We start from the raw sequence: 15,920 nt of genomic DNA, 5'->3' as shown, positions 1-15,920 counted from the left end.
GGACGCCCCGGCGGAAACGGGGGCCGTACCGAAGCCGAGCTGTGACAGTCGGCGCGTGCGGCGGCCCCCCGCCCGCGGGGGTCAGAACGCCGGGCGCTCCGGGTCCAGGGCCGCCCGGCCCTCGACGGGGGACGAGGCCTCCGCGAAGTGACGGCGCGGGATCCGGCCCGCCCGGTGCGCCAGCCGGCCCGCTTCCACGGCGTGCCGCATCGCCTCCGCCATCAGGACCGGCTCCTGTGCCCGCGTCACCGCCGACGCCAGCATCACCGCCGCACAGCCCAGCTCCATCGCCAGCGCCGCGTCGGAGGCCGTGCCGGCGCCCGCGTCCAGGATCACCGGCACGCGCGCGTGCTCCACGATGAGCTGGAAATTGTGCGGATTGCGGATGCCGAGGCCCGACCCGATCGGCGAGCCGAGCGGCATGATCGCCGCGCAGCCGACATCCTCCAGCTTCCGGGCCAGGACCGGATCGTCATTGGTGTACGGCAGGACCGTGAAGCCGTCGTCCACCAGCGTCTCCGCGGCGTCCAGCAGTTCGATGGGGTCCGGCAGGAGGGTCCGCTCGTCGGCGACCACCTCCAGCTTGATCCAGTCCGTGCCGAGGGCCTCGCGGGCCAGCCGCGCGGTCAGGACGGCCTCGCCCGCGGTGAAACAGCCCGCGGTGTTCGGCAGGACCCGGATGCCGAGTTCGGTGAGGACGGACAGCACCGAGCCCTGGACCGTCGGGTCGAGCCGCCGCATGGCGACCGTGGTGAGCTCGGTGCCGCTCGCGACCAGGGACCGTTCCAGTACGTCGAGGCTCGGCGCCCCGCCCGTCCCCATGATCAGCCGCGACGAGAAGACGGTGTCGCCGAGGGTGAACAGATCGTCGGCCATGGTTCAGCCTCCCTGGACCGCGGTGAGGACCTCGACCCGGTCGCCCTCGCCCACCATGGTCCCGGACCACTGGCCGCGTGGGACGACCGTCTCGTTGACGGCGGCGGCGACGCCGGACGGCGCGGTGGTGAGGGTCGCGACGAGGGTGTCGAGGGTGGTCGGCCCGGACAGGTCACGGGCCTCGCCGTTCACGGACACGCGCACCGTCGTGGACGCGTTCACGGACTCGCTCATGCGGGCTGCTCCTGGGGTACGCGGGCGAATCGATGCGGGGTGAAGGCGCTCGCCTCGTCCGGCAGCACGCCCGTGACCAGCAGTTCGGCCATGACGTCACCGGTGACGGGCGTCAGCAGGACCCCGTTGCGGTAGTGCCCGGTGGCCAGCAGTAGACCGGGCAGGGCGGTGGGGCCGAGCAGCGGCGCGTTGTCCGGGGAGCCCGGGCGGAGCCCCGCCCGGGTCTCGGTCAGCGGCAGTTCCGTGATGCCCGGCACCAGCTCGTGCGCGTCGCGCAGCAGCTCGTACACGCCGCCCGCCGTGACCGTGGTGTCCCAGCCGAGCTCTTCGCTGGTCGCGCCGACGACCAGCTCGCCGTTCTCGCGCGGCACCAGATAGACATGGCTGCCCCGGACGACTGCCCGGACGGTCCGGGAGAGGAACGGCGCGTAGGCGGGGGGCACGGTGAGCCGCAGCACCTGCCCCTTGACCGGCCGGACCGGCGGCAGGACGTCGGCGGGCACCCCCGCGAACCGTCCGCTCAGGCTTCCCCCGGCGAGGACGACCTGGTCGGCGGAGAGCTCCGTGCCGTCGGCGAGCACGGCACCGGCGGCCCGGTCCCGAACCACCGAGAGCCGGTCCGCCCAGGCGCGGTGGAAGACGACCCCGGCCCGCTCGCACGCGGTGACCAGAGCCGCCGCGAGCCGCCGGGGATCGATCTGGTGGTCGCCGTCGACCCGCAGGCCGCCGCGCACACCGGGGGCCAGCATCGGCTCCAGACGGCGGCACTCCCGGCCGGTGAGCCACTCCGACTCCAGACCGGAGCGCCGTTGCAGCGCGTGCAGCTCGCGCAGATGGGCCCGGTCGTCGGAGTCCAGGGCGACGGCGAGGGTGCCGCACGCGCGGTAACCCGTGTCGTGGCCGGTGGCCTCTTCGAGCTCGGCCACGAAGTCGGGGTAGCGGCGCGCGGAGGCGAGATTGAGGCCGAGCAGGGTCTCCTCGCCGTAGTGCAGCTCGGTGACGGCGGCGAGCATGCCCGCCGCGACCTGGGCGGCGCCGCCGCCGGGCTCAGGATCGGCCAGGGCCGTGCGCAGCCCCCGCCGCGCCGCCCGCCAGGCCGTGACCAGGCCGATGATTCCGCCCCCGACGACGAGGACGTCGGTTCCCGTGTCGGATGGGCTCGTACGTGGATGCATGGGCGTCCAGCCCCTCCCTTCGCCGGCATGACCCGGATCAGGTTCGTACGGTCGGAGGCCGGCCAGCCTCCCTCTCAGCCCGGTACGCCCGGGCTCCCGCGAGTGCTCTTCGTCGGTCAGACTAACCTCCTCCTCCAACGCGCTGTAAGGGAGCCTTCATCGTGGCCCGCTCGCTCGACGGACTCGTTCTCGCCCCGGTGGCCGACCAGGCCCCCGGTCAGGTGGGTACGCGGACCCGGTTCACGTACCACCAACAGGACGGCCTGATCTGGGCCGAGTACGCCGGAGGGGATGTGGTCCGCGGCCATCTCGTGGGCACGCGCGCGGGGGACCGGCTGGACTTCCGGTACGTCCAGCTGAAGCAGGACGGATCCACTTCTTCCGGGCATTGCGTCTCCACGGTGTCGGAGCTCGCGGACGGGCGCGTCCGGCTGGACGAGACCTGGGAGTGGGAGTCCCAGGAGGGCAGCGGCACCAGCGTGGTGGAGCAGCTACCTTCCTGACGTTCCGTCAGGTGCGTAAGGTGATCGGGTGAGCGAGCAGACGCAGAATCAGGCGCAGGACCGGACGCCCGGCCAGGGACAGGCCGCACCCGGGCGGCGCGTCGTCATCGTCGGCGCCGGCATGGCCGGCGTGCAGACCGCCGTCGCCCTGCGCGAACAGGGCTACACCGGCGCGATCACCCTCATCGGCGCGGAGCCGCACCAGCCCTACGACAGGCCGCCCCTGTCCAAGGCGGTCCTGCTCGGCAAGGCCGAGGGGTCCGCCTTCGACGTCGACTTCGAGGCACTCGGGGTGGAGCTGCGCCTCGGCCTCGAGGTCACCGGGCTGCGGCCCGCCGTGCGCGAGGTGGACACCGAGGCCGGACCCGTCCCGTACGACGTACTCGTCGTCGCGACCGGCGCCGAGCCCATCACCCTGCCCGGGTCGGAGGGCGTCCCCGGAGTCCATCTGCTGCGCACCCTCGACGACGCCGAGCGGCTGCGGCCGGTCCTCGAGCGGCAGCACGACATCGTGGTCGTCGGCGCGGGCTGGATCGGCGCCGAGTTCGCGACCGCGGCACGGGACGCGGGCTGCGCCGTCACCGTCGTCGAGGCCGCCGAGCGGCCGCTCGCGGGCGCGCTGCCCGCCGAGGTCGCGGCCCCGATGGCCGACTGGTACGGCGAGAGCGGCGCCGAACTCCTCACCCGCGCGCGGGTGGCCCGCGTCGAACCCGGCGAGGTCGCACTGGAGGACGGCCGGCTGCTCCCGGCCGGCGCCGTGGTCGTCGGCATCGGGGCACGGCCCGCCACCGGCTGGCTGGCCGGTTCCGGTGTGGAGACCGCCCCGGACGGCTCCATCACCGCGGACAACCGGCTGCGCACCTCGGTCCCCGGGGTGTACGCGGTCGGCGACTGCGCTTCCTTCCCGTCCGCCCGCTACGGCGAGCGGCTGCTGGTGCACCACTGGGACAACGCCCTGCAGGGCCCGCGGGTGGTCGCGGCCGGCATCCTCGACGAGACGGCCCGGACCCCGCAGCCCCCGCAGCTCTACGACCCCGTTCCGTACTTCTGGTCCGAGCAGTTCGGCCGCTTCGTGCAGTACGCCGGGCACCACCCGGCCGCCGACACCCTGGTGTGGCGCGGCGACCCGGCCGCCCCCTCCTGGGCGGTGGTCTGGCTGCGGGAGGGCGCGCTGGTGGCGCTGCTCGCCGTCGGCAGGCCGCGTGACCTCGCGCAGGGGCGCAAGCTCATCGAGGCGGGCGCGCGGCTCGATCCGGCGCTGGCCGCCGACCCGGCCGTGGCCCTCAGGGCCGCGGCCGTCTGAGGGCCTCCCGGGGCGCGGTCCGGGAGGGCGGCGTCGCCGCAACGGCGGTGTCCCGTCACCCACCCAGACTCCTCCGGTGGGGCCCGACTACCGACTGTCAGTCCGGGATGGCACGCTTGTCCCGTGACCGAGATTGACGCAAAGACCGATGCTCTCGTCCCCGCCTGGCTCTACCTCCCCGACATCGCGGAACTCCTCGATGTCGAGGTGACGCGCGTGCGGCAGCTGGTCAAGGAGGGCCAGCTGATCGCCGTGCGCCGCGGTGAGAACAGGGCGCTCCAGGTGCCTGCCGCCTTCATCAAGGACGGCAAGGTCGTGAAGGGTCTCAGCGGGACCCTCACGCTCCTGAAGGACGACGGCTTCACCGACGAAGAGATGCTGGAGTGGCTCTTCACTCCCGATCCGACCCTGCCGGGTACACCCGCGGAGGCGCTCAGCGAGAATCGCGGCACGGAGGTGAAGCGCCGCGCCCAGGCGCTCGCCGTCTGACGACGCGCCGGATGAGGCGCCGACCCGGTGGCACCGACGCCGGGCCGGCATCACGCCGACGTTCCGCATGACACCGACACAGGTGGTGCGCGGGCCGGGGAGACCCGCTCCGCGCACCACCGCACCACACGGGGGGAACACCTCATGCCCACGCCTCGCGCGCTGCTGTCCGACGCCCGGCTCTATCTGTGCACGGACGCCCGCAAGCGGCAGGGGGACCTCCCCGAGTTCCTCGACGCCGTCCTCTCCTCCGGCGTGGACATCGTCCAGCTGCGCGACAAGGGGATGGAGGCCGGTGAGGAGCTCGAGCACCTCACCGTGTTCGCAGACGCCTGCCGTCGGCACGGCGTGCTGCTCGCCGTGAACGACCGGGCGGACGTGGCCCATGCGATCGGCTCCGGCGTCCTGCACCTGGGCCAGGGCGACCTGCCCGTCCCGGCCGCGCGCGCGATCCTCGGCGAAGAGGTGCTCATAGGTCGCTCGACCCACGCCGAGGCGGAGGTGGACGCGGCGGTCGCGGAGCCGGGCGTGGACTACTTCTGCACGGGCCCCTGCTGGCCCACCCCGACCAAGCCCGGGAGGTACGCGCCCGGCCTGGATCTCGTGCGCTACACCGCCTCCCTGGACCAGGACCGCCCCTGGTTCGCGATCGGCGGCATCGACGCGGGCAATCTCGACGAGGTGCTGGACGCCGGAGCCCGAAGGATCGTCGTCGTACGGGCCATCACCGAGGCAGAGGACCCGGCGGCGGCGACGGCCCTGCTGGCCAAGCGGATCCGCGAACGCTCAGCCTGACCGCTGTCCACATCGTGGACGGATCGGGTCCTTTTCGGGGTAGCTGTCCAGAAAAGTGTCCGAAGTGTGGACGGGAAACGGGCGAATCGGGCCAAATCCCCCTGCTCCGGTTGGGTGACGGGCACACCCTGGCTAACCTGCGGGTATGGCCCTTGGCACAGCTTCGACCAGAACGGATCGCGCACGCACCGTGCGCGACCTGCTCGCGACCGGCAAAACGTCGTACTCCTTCGAGTTCTGGGCGCCCAAGACCGAGAAGGGCGAGCGGAACCTCTGGAACGCGTTGCGCCGGGTCGAGGCCGTGGCCCCGAGCTTCGTCTCGGTGACCTATGGCGCCGGCGGCTCGACCCGCGCCGGCACGGTGAAGGCGACCGAGCAGATCGCCGCCGACACCACCCTGACCCCGGTCGCCCACCTCACCGCCGTCGATCACTCCATCGCCGAACTGCGCAACATGATCGGCCAGTACGCGGACGCCGGGATCCGGAACATCCTCGCGGTCCGGGGTGACCCGCCCGGCGACCCGATGGGCGACTGGATCAAGCACCCGGAGGGCGTCACCTACGCCGCCGAGCTCGTCCAGCTGATCAAGGAGTCCGGCGACTTCTGTGTCGGCGTCGCCGCCTTCCCCGAGATGCACCCGCGTTCCAGCGACTGGGACTCGGATGTCCGGCACTTCGTGGACAAGTGCCGCGCGGGCGCCGACTACGCGATCACGCAGATGTTCTTCCGCCCCGAGGACTATCTGCGGTTGCGTGACAGTGTCAGCGAGGCTGGCTGCGAGACCCCGATCATCCCCGAGATCATGCCCGTGACCAGCGTGAAGCAGCTGGAACGATTCCGGGAGCTCAGCAACGCCTCCTTCCCCGCCGAGCTGAAAGAACGCATCCTCGCCGTCAAGGACGATCCCGCCGCTGTACGCTCCATTGGCATCGAGTTCGCAACGGAGTTCTGCGCACGGCTGCTGTCCGAGGGTGTCCCCGGTCTGCACTTCATCACGCTCAACAACTCCACGGCGACGCTCGAGATCTACGAGAATCTCGGACTGCACAAGCAGTCGTGACCGGCCGTACCCGCCCCCACCGGGGGCGGGGGGCCGTTGGGGAGGGGCGGGCATGGGCTGGACGGTCCTCTACATCGCGTTCGGAATCGTCGCGCTGTGGCTGCTCGGTGAGGTGCTGCTGCAGTACAAGGCACGTCTGCGCTGGCGGTTGCTCGCCTTCACGGGATTCCTGGGGGTCGTCCTCGGCGTCCTCCTGCCGTCCGTCCTGGTGATCGTCGTGGGGGCGATCGCCTTCGCGGTCGGCCAGACGTACGTCACGCTCTCCTTCCGGCGCGGCTTCTCCACAGGCTGGGCGCTCGGCGGCAGCCCCGGAGCCAGCCGCCGGCGCAGATCCGGTGCCCCGGCCAAGGCGGCCGGAGCGAGTCTCGAGGTCACCGACCTCTCCTATGAGCCCGTGGAGCCGGAGACGTCGCCCGCGGAGACCACCGCGATCTACGAGCCGCAGCCGCTTCCCGACGACACCGGGCAGTACGGGGTCTACGACGACTCCGCCTACCGGCAGCAGGACCAGGGCGGTCAGGGGCGGGCCTCGACGGACGGCCAGGGCTCGTACGACCCCTACCTCCCCGGCTACGAACAGCCCGTTGGGCAGGACGCGTACGCCGCCGCCTACGACTACGGCGCCGGCCAGCCGCAATACGCCGCCTACTCCGACCCGTACATCGGCCCGACTCCGGACAGCGCGCAGTACAGCTCGTACGACTACGGCACCGGGCAGCAGCAGTACGCGGGTTACGCCGCCGCCGATCCGTACGGCCGGCCCCATGGCTACGACACACCGCCCGGCGGGGTGTGGGTCCCGCAGCAGCGCGACGGCGAGCAGGCCGCGCCGCCCATGCCCCAGGAACAGCCATCGCCCTACGGCTACGACCCCGGCCTCGGCGACCAGCAGCAGTACCGGTACTGACGGGCCCGGCTCCGGGATCCTCGAGCCGCTCGCCGGTGATGGCTCGGCGGTCACCGGGAGGGCCGGCCGCTCCCGCCGGCCCCGGCCCCGGCAGCTCCCGCGAGGCGGGCGCCGGGGGAGGGGCTACTGGGAGCCGCGGAAGTCCGCGCCCTCGACGATCAGCCCGGAGACCAGCGCACCCGACATCCCGCTGTGCGCCAGCCCGCCGCCCGGATGCGCCCAGCCACCCGCGAAGTACAGCCCCGGCAGCGGGGAGACGTTCGCGGCGGGCAGCAGCGCGCCGTCGGCGCCCGCCAGCGCCGGACCGGGGACCTCGGCCGCCCCCGTCTCGCGGAGGGTGTCCAGAGGGGTCCGTATCTCCCGCCACAGCAGCCGGTCCCGCAGCCCGGGGACGGCGCGCGAGGCGGCCTCCACCATCCGGTCGGCGAACGCCTCCATTCCCTCACCGGCTGCCGCCGTCGCCACGGTCGCCGTGACCGTCACCGCCTCGTGGCGGTCGTCGGGGCGCAGCCGCTCGTCGTCGGGGCGCAGGACCACCACGGTCGGCCGCGCGCAGAGCCCGCCACCGGCGAGCGCGGCCAGCTCCCCGGCGCGGTCGGCGGAATGGACCACCGTGCGGTGGGCCGCGCCGGCCGGCCGCGCGCCGCTGAGCGCCAGCAGGAGAGTGACCCGCCCGGTCCCCACGCCGGTGCGCCCGCGCTCCCGGACGCCCGCGCTCCCAGCGGGGAGGACACGGTCGCGGTAGAGGGCGGGCACCGGTGCGCCCGCGACCACATGGTCCGCCTCGATCAGCGCTCCGCCGTTCACCTCCACACCTGCCGCGCGGCCGTCCTTCTCCGGCACACCGGTCACCTCGGCACCGAAGACGAACTCGACCTTCCGGGCACGGCACCGCTCGTACACGGCGTCCGCCAGCGCGCGCATCCCGCCGCGCACGTACCAGGAGCCGAAGGTCTGCTCCATGTACGGCAGGACGGCGGCGGAGGCCGGGACGGTCGCCGGGTCGAAGCCGTATGCCAGCGCGTATCCGTCCAGCAGGGCGGCCAGCCGGGGATCACGCAGTTCGCGCCTGCCGACCTCGGCGAGCGTCGAGGCGGAACGCCGCAACAGCCCCGCCTTCAGCGCCGGGTACGGCTCGCGCCCGAGCGGCGAGGGGTCGTCCGGCTGAGGCTCTTCGAGCAGCGGGCGCCGCGTGCGGTCCCACGCCTCCCGCGCCCGGCCCAGGAACTCGCCCCAGCGCTCGCCCGCGCCGCCCCCCAGCGCCGCGTCGAGGGCGGTGACGACACCGGCCCGTGACGCGTTCGGCAGCGACACCTCCGTACCGTCGCCGAAGACATGACGGCTCGCCGGATCCACCTGGACCAGCTCCACGCTGCGCTCCAGAGGTTCCTTGCCGGTCTTGACGAACAGGTCGCGGTAGACGGCCGGAAGGTGCAGCAGACCGGGACCGGTGTCGAACGCGAACCCGTCGCGCTCGAACCGGCCGACCGAGCCGCCGTACGTCTCCGCGCGCTCGTACACCGTCACCCGGTGGCCTGCCACGGCCAGCCGGGCAGCTGCCGCCAACGCGCCCATCCCGGCGCCGATCACCGCAATCCGTGCCATGTCAGGGACTTTATCCGCCCCTACTGACACCCTCAGAAGGGTGGTCTGCGCCGGCCTGCCACCGCCAGCCGTTTCTCCTCGCGGCGCTGGGCCCTCCGCCGCAGGAACCGGCGGATCCGCGAGGCCAGGAAGACCAGTGTCACCAGCCCCAGCACCAGCAGCGTTCCCGCGATGATCGCGGCCGGGAGCGGATGGAAGACGGCGAAGGTGATGAGCGCGGCGACGCCCAGGTCCTCCGCCGTGCTGACTGCGATGTTGCTGAACGGCTCGGGCGACGTGTTGATCGCTATCCGGCTGCCCGCCTTGACCAGGTGGCTCATCAGAGCAGTCGAGCCGCCCACCGCACCCGCGGCAAGCTCCGGCAGGGAACCGCTCTGGCCCGCCAGCAGCGCTCCGACCACCGCGCCCGACACCGGCCGGACGACCGTGTGGACGGAGTCCCAGACGGAGTCCACGTACGGGATCTTGTCCGCCACCGCCTCGCACAGGAAGAGCACACCGGCCGCGATCAGGACGTCGGTGCGCTGCAGCGACTCGGGCACCTCGTCGGTGAGCCCGGTCGCGCCGAAGACGCCGAACAGCAGGACCACCGCATAGGCGTTGATCCCACTTGCCCAGCCGCTGGTGAAGACCAGGGGGAGTACGGACACGGACGCGATCGTAACCAGCGCGGGCGCCGCGCGTATGGGCCTTGGTGCGGAGACGTGAGTATCCGTACTCAGGGGCCCGGATGAGTAGCTGCGCGGATGGGGTTTCACCCGTGTGGACGACAGAGTGGAGACCACGGAAGGGACACCGCGCCGGTACCGCCGGCACGGGGCTGCGGAACGGCGCGGTGGACCAGCCGGCACGGGGGCACGGGGGTGCCACGGGGGAACGGAAAGAAAGCCGGTCCGGTGAGGCTCGGGGGGATCGAGCCTCACCGGACCGGCTCTTTCGCGCTCCGGCGCCGATCTCGTACCCGCGGATTCGTACCGCGACGTCGTACTCCGATTCGTACCGCGGTTCTCGTTGCGCGGAATTCCCGGAGCGAGCGCCGCTAGCGCCCGCTCACGCGTCCGTGCAGCAGCCGCGACAGCGCCGAGTGCACATCGTCTATCGACCGCTCGCGCTGGAAGGCCTGCCAGTCCAGCGCGGCCACCAGCACCATGCCGACCAGCGCCGCCGCCGTCAGCGGGATGTCGATCTCGTCGCTCAGCTCGCCGTTCGCGACACCCTCCCGCAGCACTGTCTCGACCACCGCGACCGCCTCCTGACGGACCACCAGCAGTGTCGACTGCCAGGCACGGTTGGTGCGCCACAGCTCGGCCACGTACAGCTGGGTGAAGGCCGGGTAGCGGTCGATGAAGACCAGGCCGGCCCGGATCATCGCGTCCAGCGCCTCGACCCGGGTCCCGCCGCGCTCCGCGGTCTCGTCGGCCGCGGAGCGCAGGGAGGCGGTGAGCAGGCCCACGCCGTGCCGCAGCAGCTCCTCGAACAGTTCGGTCTTGCTCTTGAAGTTGTAGTAGACCGTGCCCTTGGCCACCCCGGCCCGCTCGGCGATCTCGTCGACCGTCGTCGCCGAGAAACCCTGCTCGGCGATGAGGGTCACGGCGGCTTCGTAGAGCTTGGCGCGGGTGGCCCGGCGTCTGGTGCTGCTGCTGTCCATGCTCGTCACGCCTCCGATTCTCACAGGCTCAGATCCGGATGCAGACGGTCGAGGGTCCACACCTGCTTGCGGCGGGCCGAGACGGCGGTCAGCGCGAGGGCGCCGACGGTGAACGCGGCCAGGACCGCGCACGCCTGCCAGACCGGCCCGATGCCGCCGCCGGAGATCAGCCGGCGCAGGGCCTCGACGACGTAACTCATGGGCAGGTAGGGGTGGATCGCGTTGAAGAACTCCGGACTGGTCTGGACGGGGTACGTGCCCCCGGCCGAGGTCAGCTGCAGCATCAGGAACGCGAGCACCAGGATCCGGCCGGCCGCGCCGAAGCGGGCGTTGAGCCACTGGATGATCGCGGCGAAGCAGCAGGTCACCAGAGCCAGGAAGCCGACGGTGCCGGCGGCGCGGACCATCTGCAGACCCAGGCCCCAGTGCAGTACGGACATCAGGGCGGCGACCTGGAGGAGTCCGATCGCGGCAACCGGCAGCCAGCCCGCCAGCGCGATCCGCCAGGCGGAGGCACCGGCGGCCAGCGCCCTGCGGTTGAGCGGCTGGATCAGCATGTACGCCACCATGGCGCCCACCCACAGGGAGAGCGGGATGAAGTACGGGGCGAAGCCGGTGCCGTAGTTGGGCGCCTTGTGCAGTGACTGCGAGGCGAGTTTCACGGGGTCCGCCATCACTTCGGTGCGGCGGTCGCGGGCGTCCTGGTCGTAGTCGGGGATCTTGTCGACGCCGTCGTTGAGGCCGGTGGCCAGCTGGGTGGACCCGTCGGCGAGCTTGAAGAGACCTCCGTCGAGGTCACCGGCGCCCTTCCGCAGCTTGCCGACGCCGTTGTCGAGGTCGACGGACCCCTTCTTGGCGCTGGTCAGACCGGTGTGGAGCTGGTCGGCCCCGGTGGCGACCTTGTGGGCGCCCTTGTTCAGCTCGTTGATCTTGCCGACCGCGTACTCGAGGTCCTCGTCCAGATGGGGGGCGCGCTTGGCGAGGGCGTCGGCCTTCTTCTGGAGGTCGGCGAGTTCCTTGTCGAGCTTCTTGAGGTCGCCCCTGCTGTCCTTGGACAGTTCGTTCAGATCGTCCGCGATCTTCGCCACGTCGGCGGCCGCGACCTTGGCCTGCTTCGTCGCCGAGCAGAACTCGGGGTCGGGCGCGGGGTTGTTCACACAGCGCTTCTCGTACAGCTTGTCGAGCTTCTCCGCCGCCTTGTGGGCGCCGGTACGGGCGGCGGGGCCCGTCTTCACGATGAGCTCCAGGTTGTGGCGCATCGCCACCGACAGGTCGGAGACCAGCCGGGCGCTGTCCCCGATCTTCTTGCCGTTGTCCTTGAGGTACGGACGGACGTCACCCGCCACCCCGTTGACCTTGTCGGCGAGGACCTGGGTGCCGTCGGCGACGCGGCGGGTGCCGTTCTCCACGTCGCCCGCGCCCTTGTCGAGCTTCTTCAGGCCGGTGGCGAGGTCACCGCTGCCCTTCTTGGCCTTCCCGAGCCCGTCGGCGAGGTCCTTGGACCCCTTCTTCGCCTTGCCGATCCCGTCCTTGAGCTGGTCGGCGCCGTTGGCTGCCTTCTCCGTGGCGTCATGGATGTCGGAGAAGGAGATGAAGATCTTGTCGAGGAAGGACCGGGACGTCTTGGTGGACGCGGCGGTGCGCACCTCGGCGAACACGGTCCGCGAGATGGTGCCGACGATGTAGTTGTTGGCGTCGTTCGTCCGGACCTTGAGGGCGCCGGTCTCCGGGGAGTCGCCGGAGCTGGACGCGATCCGCGCGCTGAAGTCGGCGGGCATGGTGAGCGACAGGTAGTACGTGCCGTCCTCCACGCCCTGACGCGCATCGGCGTCGCTCACCTCGTGCCACTCGAAGACCTTGCTGTCGCGCAGGCGCTTGGTGATGTCGTCGCCCGCGGTGAGCTTCTTTCCCCCGGCGGTGGCGCCCTTGTCCTCGTTGACGAGCGCGACGGGTATCCGGTCGAGCCGGCTGTACGGGTCCCAGAAGGACCAGAGGTAGAGCGCGCCGTACAGCAGCGGCAGCAGCAGGATGGCGACGAGCGCGGCGCGCGGGAGCTTGCCCCTGCCGAACCGCTTCAGCTCAAGCGCGGCCAGTTTCGGCGATCGCATCGGCTGCCCCCTCCTCGGTGTCGGTGTTCTTGGTGTCGGCGCCGGCCTCGGCGGCGCTCGTCTTCTCTGCGTCCGTACGGCCCTCGGCGCGGGCGTCGGACTCGGTGCCGGGCTGGGCGTGCGGCTCGGCGTGCGTGGCGGGGTCCCGGGTCCGCTCGGAGTCCGGCTCGGCGTGCGTGGCGGGGGCCCCGGTCCGCTCGGCGTCCGGCTCGGCCTCCCCGGTCCGCTCGGCGCCGCCCGCCGTTGTGATCCGCAGTGCGTCCTCCGGCGCCTCGCTGCACACGGCGAGCACGGTCGTGCCGCTGTCCGCGACCGACCGGAGCAGGACCCAGGCCTCTGCGCGGTCCGCGTCCGAGAGCTTGAGGTCCGCGTCGTCCACGGCGAGCAGCCGGGGGCCGCCGATGAGCGCGAGGGCCACGGAGAGCCGCAGTGCCTCGAGGCGCTCCAGGTCCCGAACGGAGGTCCGGTCGGCCTTGGGCAGGGCGGCCAGGTCCAGTCCGGCGGCGTCGAGCGCCGCCTCGATGCGGCCCCGGGTCGCGGCGGCGCGTTCGCCGGGCGGGCGCAGCAGCGCCAGCGGCGGACCGTCGTACCGGCGCTGGAGGAGCGCTCGCTCGCGCAGGTGCTCGGCCACGGTGAGCGACGGGTCGAGTTCGCTCACCCCGGTGACCGGGCCGAGCGCGCTGATCCGGCGTACGGCGGCCATCTTGCGGGGCAGCCGGAATCCGCCGATCTCGGCGTGGCCCTCCGCGGGGCGCATACGGCCGGTGAGCGCGAGCAGAAGGCACGTACGGCCCGAGCCGGACGCGCCCTCGATCGCGACCAGCGAGCCGGGCTCGGCCCTGAAGGTCACGTCACGGAACACCCAGCCGCGCGGCCCCTTGAGCCCGAAGCCCTCGGCGATGACGGCGGCGCCGCGGGCTTGTGCGGTGGTCTCCACACACCCTCCCCTTTTGAACTGACCGGTCAGTGCAAAAACTATCGCGTCCTCCTGGTCGATGCAAAAACCGCAGATCAGAGGCGGGGCCCGGGGGACTGTCAGTGGTGGCCTGCACGATGGACACATACGGCCACAGCGCCGTCACACGACGACAGGAGGTTCGTCATGGCCAGCACCACCGCAGCAGCCGCCCAGCGGCGCCGCACCGGCGGCCCTGCCCCCTCACTGACCGGCCCCGCGAGCGACGTCCACCCCGTCCTGCGGCGCGCCTCGGCGCCGCCCGCCGCCCTCGCCCTGCTCGCCCAGGCCCGCGACGGCCTGGAAGAGGCGGCCACCCTTCAGGTCCCCAACGAGCGGTACGCGACCGCCCATCTCGCCGCCCTGCGCACCGCCGCCGCCGTGCTCGCCGCCCGCGGCCGCCCCGAGACCAGCGAGCGCAAACGCCGGCGCATAAGGAGCGCCTGGGAGGTACTCCCCGAGACAGCGCCCGAGCTCACCGAGTGGAGCGCCCTGTTCGCCTCCGGGGCCGAGCGCAGGGCGCGCGCGGAGGCGGGGATACGCGGCGCCGCCACCGCCCGTGACGCGGACGACCTGGTGCGCGACGCCGGCATGTTCCTGCGCCTGGTCGAACGGCTCCTGGTGCTCCAGCCGGTGCTGCCCCGGCCCCGGACGGACAGGCCGGAACCGGGGGAAGCCGCAGGGTGACGGCTCACGGCGCCCAAGGCCATAGGGTGGGGAGCGTTCGCACCCGTCGCCGAGGAGTCAACTGCCGTGTCGGACCCTTCCCCCGCCTTCGGTCGGGAGACCACATCGCGCCCTTCGCGCGCCTCCCTGCGTACCGCCGTGGTCTGGGACGTCCTCCAGGACGCCCTTGAGAACCGGGCCAAGGCCACCGGGAAGGACAGCCTCGATGTACTCGACACCGGCGGCGGTTCGGGGAAGTTCGCGGTGCCCGTGGCCCGCCTCGGTCACCGCGTCACCGTGGTGGACCCCAGTCCCAACGCGCTCTTCGCGCTGGAGCGGCGCGTAGCCGAGGCGGGGCTCGCCGACCGGGTCGGCGGAGTGCAGGGCGACATCCACGGCCTCTTCGACGTGGTCGAGCGCGGGGGATTCGACGCGGTGCTCTGCCACGGCGTCCTGGAGTACGTCGACGACCCCGCCGAAGGCGTACGCAACGCGGTGGAGGCCCTCAGGCCCGCCGGTGCGCTCAGCCTGCTCGCCGCCGGGCTCGGCGGCGCCGTCCTGGCCAGGGCGCTGGCCGGGCACTTCACCGAGGCCCGCCAGGCGCTGACCGACCCGGCGGGCCGCTGGGGTGCCGGCGACCCGGTCCCGCGCCGCTTCACCGCCGAGCAGCTCACCGAACTGGCCGACGCGGCCGGTCTCGAGGTCGGTTCCGTACACGGTGTCCGGGTCTTCGCCGACCTGGTCCCCGGTGTCCTGGTGGACACCGAGCCGGGAGCGATCGACGCCCTCCTCAAGCTGGAGGCCGCGGCGGCCGAGCTGCCCGCCTTCCACGCGGTCGCCACCCAGCTGCACATCCTGGGCGAGAAGCGCGTCTGAAGCTCCCCTACCGGGCTGATCAGCGGCGCAGCGGCAGAAGGAGTACGCCACACACCCCCCGATCGCGGGCTCGGCCCCGTATGATCGGGGGACACCATCCGGCATGACGGGTCGGCCGTCGGGGAATCTAGGCCTCAACAGCCGTACCGGCATGGCGGCCCGGACTGGCGATTGGCAAAGTGGGCGGGTTTCACGGGGGCGATTCCCTGCCTATCCTGAAAGGGCCGCATCCCGGTCGCCCCCGCGACCGACGACTAGGAGGACTCCGTGCCGCTCTCGGAGCACGAGCAGCGAATGCTCGAGCAGATGGAGCGAGCGCTGTACGCCGAAGATCCCAAGTTCGCGACAGCGCTCGAGGGAAGCGGGCTGCGTACGTACACCCGGCGACGGGTCTACCAGGCGGTCGCCGGCTTCTTGGTGGGTATCGCGCTCCTCATGGCCGGAATGGTCGCCCAGCAGATCTGGATCAGCGTGGTCGGCTTCCTCGTCATGCTCGGCTGCGCGGTCCTGGCCGTCACCGGGTGGCGCAAGGCACCCAAGCCGGGTGAACAGCAGGCCGCCGGAGGTCCGGCGGGCCGACCGGCCAGGCAGCGCCGCTCGATGATGCATCGGATCGAGGAGCGGTGGCAGCGCCGCCGCGACGAGCAGGGCGGCCACTGAACCGGGTCGGACCAGCTTGTGGAAAGGGTGAGGGGCGACCGCGAAGCGGTCGCCCCT

Annotated in this window: 17 protein-coding genes and 1 riboswitch; of the genes, 9 read left to right on the top strand and 8 right to left on the bottom strand. The window is 72.4% G+C overall.

What is annotated here, in order from left to right; all coding sequences use genetic code 11:
- Positions 1–81: 81 nt before the first annotated feature.
- The 3 genes from ACZ7J0_RS05325 to thiO form a co-directional block, all read right to left on the bottom strand.
- Positions 82–876, bottom strand: coding sequence for a thiazole synthase (locus ACZ7J0_RS05325; protein ID WP_470884233.1), 795 nt, complete (start codon positions 874–876; stop codon positions 82–84).
- A 3-nt stretch (positions 877–879) separates the two neighbouring features.
- Positions 880–1,110: a sulfur carrier protein ThiS gene (gene thiS / locus ACZ7J0_RS05320; protein ID WP_470884231.1), complete on the bottom strand. Its 231-nt coding sequence runs from the start codon at positions 1,108–1,110 to the stop codon at positions 880–882.
- Positions 1,107–2,285: a glycine oxidase ThiO gene (gene thiO / locus ACZ7J0_RS05315; RefSeq protein WP_470884229.1), complete on the bottom strand. Its 1,179-nt coding sequence runs from the start codon at positions 2,283–2,285 to the stop codon at positions 1,107–1,109. The genes thiS and thiO overlap by 4 nt, the downstream gene beginning before the upstream one ends.
- A riboswitch (TPP riboswitch) is annotated at positions 2,283–2,395 on the bottom strand. It overlaps the preceding gene by 3 nt.
- 51 nt (positions 2,396–2,446) lie before the next feature.
- On the opposite strand from thiO, the gene ACZ7J0_RS05310 reads away from it, so the two are divergent.
- The 6 genes from ACZ7J0_RS05310 to ACZ7J0_RS05285 all read left to right on the top strand — a co-directional run bounded on the left by ACZ7J0_RS05310 (position 2,447) and on the right by ACZ7J0_RS05285 (position 7,345).
- Entirely contained in the window at positions 2,447–2,788 is a 342-nt protein-coding gene (locus tag ACZ7J0_RS05310) for an avidin-fold protein (RefSeq protein WP_470884227.1), read from the top strand.
- 28 nt (positions 2,789–2,816) lie between these two features.
- Positions 2,817–4,091 (top strand): NAD(P)/FAD-dependent oxidoreductase, encoded by a 1,275-nt coding sequence (locus tag ACZ7J0_RS05305; RefSeq protein ID WP_470884225.1) that lies wholly within the window; start codon positions 2,817–2,819, stop codon positions 4,089–4,091.
- 123 nt (positions 4,092–4,214) lie between these two features.
- Positions 4,215–4,580 carry an Rv2175c family DNA-binding protein gene (locus tag ACZ7J0_RS05300; RefSeq protein ID WP_470884223.1) on the top strand — a complete coding sequence of 122 codons (366 nt, stop codon included), beginning with the start codon at positions 4,215–4,217 and terminating at the stop codon, positions 4,578–4,580.
- A gap of 144 nt (positions 4,581–4,724) precedes the next feature.
- Positions 4,725–5,375 (top strand): thiamine phosphate synthase, encoded by a 651-nt coding sequence (gene thiE, locus ACZ7J0_RS05295; protein ID WP_470884221.1) that lies wholly within the window; start codon positions 4,725–4,727, stop codon positions 5,373–5,375.
- Positions 5,376–5,520: 145 nt separating this feature from the next.
- Positions 5,521–6,438 carry a methylenetetrahydrofolate reductase [NAD(P)H] gene (metF, locus tag ACZ7J0_RS05290; RefSeq protein ID WP_470884219.1) on the top strand — a complete coding sequence of 306 codons (918 nt, stop codon included), beginning with the start codon at positions 5,521–5,523 and terminating at the stop codon, positions 6,436–6,438.
- 52 nt (positions 6,439–6,490) lie between these two features.
- Positions 6,491–7,345, top strand: coding sequence for a hypothetical protein (locus tag ACZ7J0_RS05285; RefSeq protein ID WP_470884217.1), 855 nt, complete (start codon positions 6,491–6,493; stop codon positions 7,343–7,345).
- Positions 7,346–7,468: 123 nt separating this feature from the next.
- On the opposite strand, the gene ACZ7J0_RS05280 is transcribed toward ACZ7J0_RS05285, so the two are convergent.
- From ACZ7J0_RS05280 to ACZ7J0_RS05260, 5 genes are all read right to left on the bottom strand, one after another.
- Complete coding sequence (locus ACZ7J0_RS05280) at positions 7,469–8,950, bottom strand: phytoene desaturase family protein (protein WP_470884215.1); 1,482 nt, start codon at positions 8,948–8,950, stop codon at positions 7,469–7,471.
- A 32-nt stretch (positions 8,951–8,982) separates the two neighbouring features.
- Positions 8,983–9,600 (bottom strand): DUF4126 domain-containing protein, encoded by a 618-nt coding sequence (locus ACZ7J0_RS05275; protein ID WP_470884213.1) that lies wholly within the window; start codon positions 9,598–9,600, stop codon positions 8,983–8,985.
- Positions 9,601–9,989: 389 nt separating this feature from the next.
- Positions 9,990–10,598: a TetR/AcrR family transcriptional regulator gene (locus ACZ7J0_RS05270; RefSeq protein ID WP_468706201.1), complete on the bottom strand. Its 609-nt coding sequence runs from the start codon at positions 10,596–10,598 to the stop codon at positions 9,990–9,992.
- Between the two features lie 20 nt (positions 10,599–10,618).
- On the bottom strand, positions 10,619–12,706 hold the full coding sequence (locus ACZ7J0_RS05265; protein WP_470884211.1) for a YhgE/Pip family protein: 2,088 nt from the start codon (positions 12,704–12,706) through the stop codon (positions 10,619–10,621).
- Entirely contained in the window at positions 12,678–13,643 is a 966-nt protein-coding gene (locus tag ACZ7J0_RS05260) for an ATP-binding cassette domain-containing protein (protein ID WP_470884209.1), read from the bottom strand. The genes ACZ7J0_RS05265 and ACZ7J0_RS05260 overlap by 29 nt, the downstream gene beginning before the upstream one ends.
- Before the next feature lie 165 nt (positions 13,644–13,808).
- On the opposite strand from ACZ7J0_RS05260, the gene ACZ7J0_RS05255 reads away from it, so the two are divergent.
- The 3 genes from ACZ7J0_RS05255 to ACZ7J0_RS05245 all read left to right on the top strand — a co-directional run bounded on the left by ACZ7J0_RS05255 (position 13,809) and on the right by ACZ7J0_RS05245 (position 15,863).
- Entirely contained in the window at positions 13,809–14,348 is a 540-nt protein-coding gene (locus ACZ7J0_RS05255; RefSeq protein WP_470884207.1) for an SAV_6107 family HEPN domain-containing protein, read from the top strand.
- 66 nt (positions 14,349–14,414) lie between these two features.
- Positions 14,415–15,203: a methyltransferase domain-containing protein gene (locus ACZ7J0_RS05250; protein ID WP_470884205.1), complete on the top strand. Its 789-nt coding sequence runs from the start codon at positions 14,415–14,417 to the stop codon at positions 15,201–15,203.
- Between the two features lie 267 nt (positions 15,204–15,470).
- Positions 15,471–15,863: a DUF3040 domain-containing protein gene (locus tag ACZ7J0_RS05245; protein WP_470884203.1), complete on the top strand. Its 393-nt coding sequence runs from the start codon at positions 15,471–15,473 to the stop codon at positions 15,861–15,863.
- Positions 15,864–15,920 lie beyond the last annotated feature (57 nt).

It is taken from the genome of Streptomyces sp. NPDC038280 (assembly GCF_055600045.1).
Note: the sequence above shows the minus strand (reverse complement) of the source record. Positions and strands in the feature narration are given on the sequence as shown.

Bases quoted from the DNA above. Each gene is read 5' to 3' on its own strand.
- ACZ7J0_RS05325 (WP_470884233.1), bottom strand. From the start codon at position 876: ATGGCCGACGATCTGTTCACCCTCGGCGACACCGTCTTCTCGTCGCGG.
- thiS (WP_470884231.1), bottom strand. From the start codon at position 1,110: ATGAGCGAGTCCGTGAACGCGTCCACGACGGTGCGCGTGTCCGTGAAC.
- thiO (WP_470884229.1), bottom strand. From the start codon at position 2,285: ATGCATCCACGTACGAGCCCATCCGACACGGGAACCGACGTCCTCGTC.
- thiE (WP_470884221.1), top strand. From the start codon at position 4,725: ATGCCCACGCCTCGCGCGCTGCTGTCCGACGCCCGGCTCTATCTGTGC.
- metF (WP_470884219.1), top strand. From the start codon at position 5,521: ATGGCCCTTGGCACAGCTTCGACCAGAACGGATCGCGCACGCACCGTG.
- ACZ7J0_RS05285 (WP_470884217.1), top strand. From the start codon at position 6,491: ATGGGCTGGACGGTCCTCTACATCGCGTTCGGAATCGTCGCGCTGTGG.
- ACZ7J0_RS05280 (WP_470884215.1), bottom strand. From the start codon at position 8,950: ATGGCACGGATTGCGGTGATCGGCGCCGGGATGGGCGCGTTGGCGGCA.
- ACZ7J0_RS05270 (WP_468706201.1), bottom strand. From the start codon at position 10,598: ATGGACAGCAGCAGCACCAGACGCCGGGCCACCCGCGCCAAGCTCTAC.
- ACZ7J0_RS05265 (WP_470884211.1), bottom strand. From the start codon at position 12,706: ATGCGATCGCCGAAACTGGCCGCGCTTGAGCTGAAGCGGTTCGGCAGG.
- ACZ7J0_RS05255 (WP_470884207.1), top strand. From the start codon at position 13,809: ATGGCCAGCACCACCGCAGCAGCCGCCCAGCGGCGCCGCACCGGCGGC.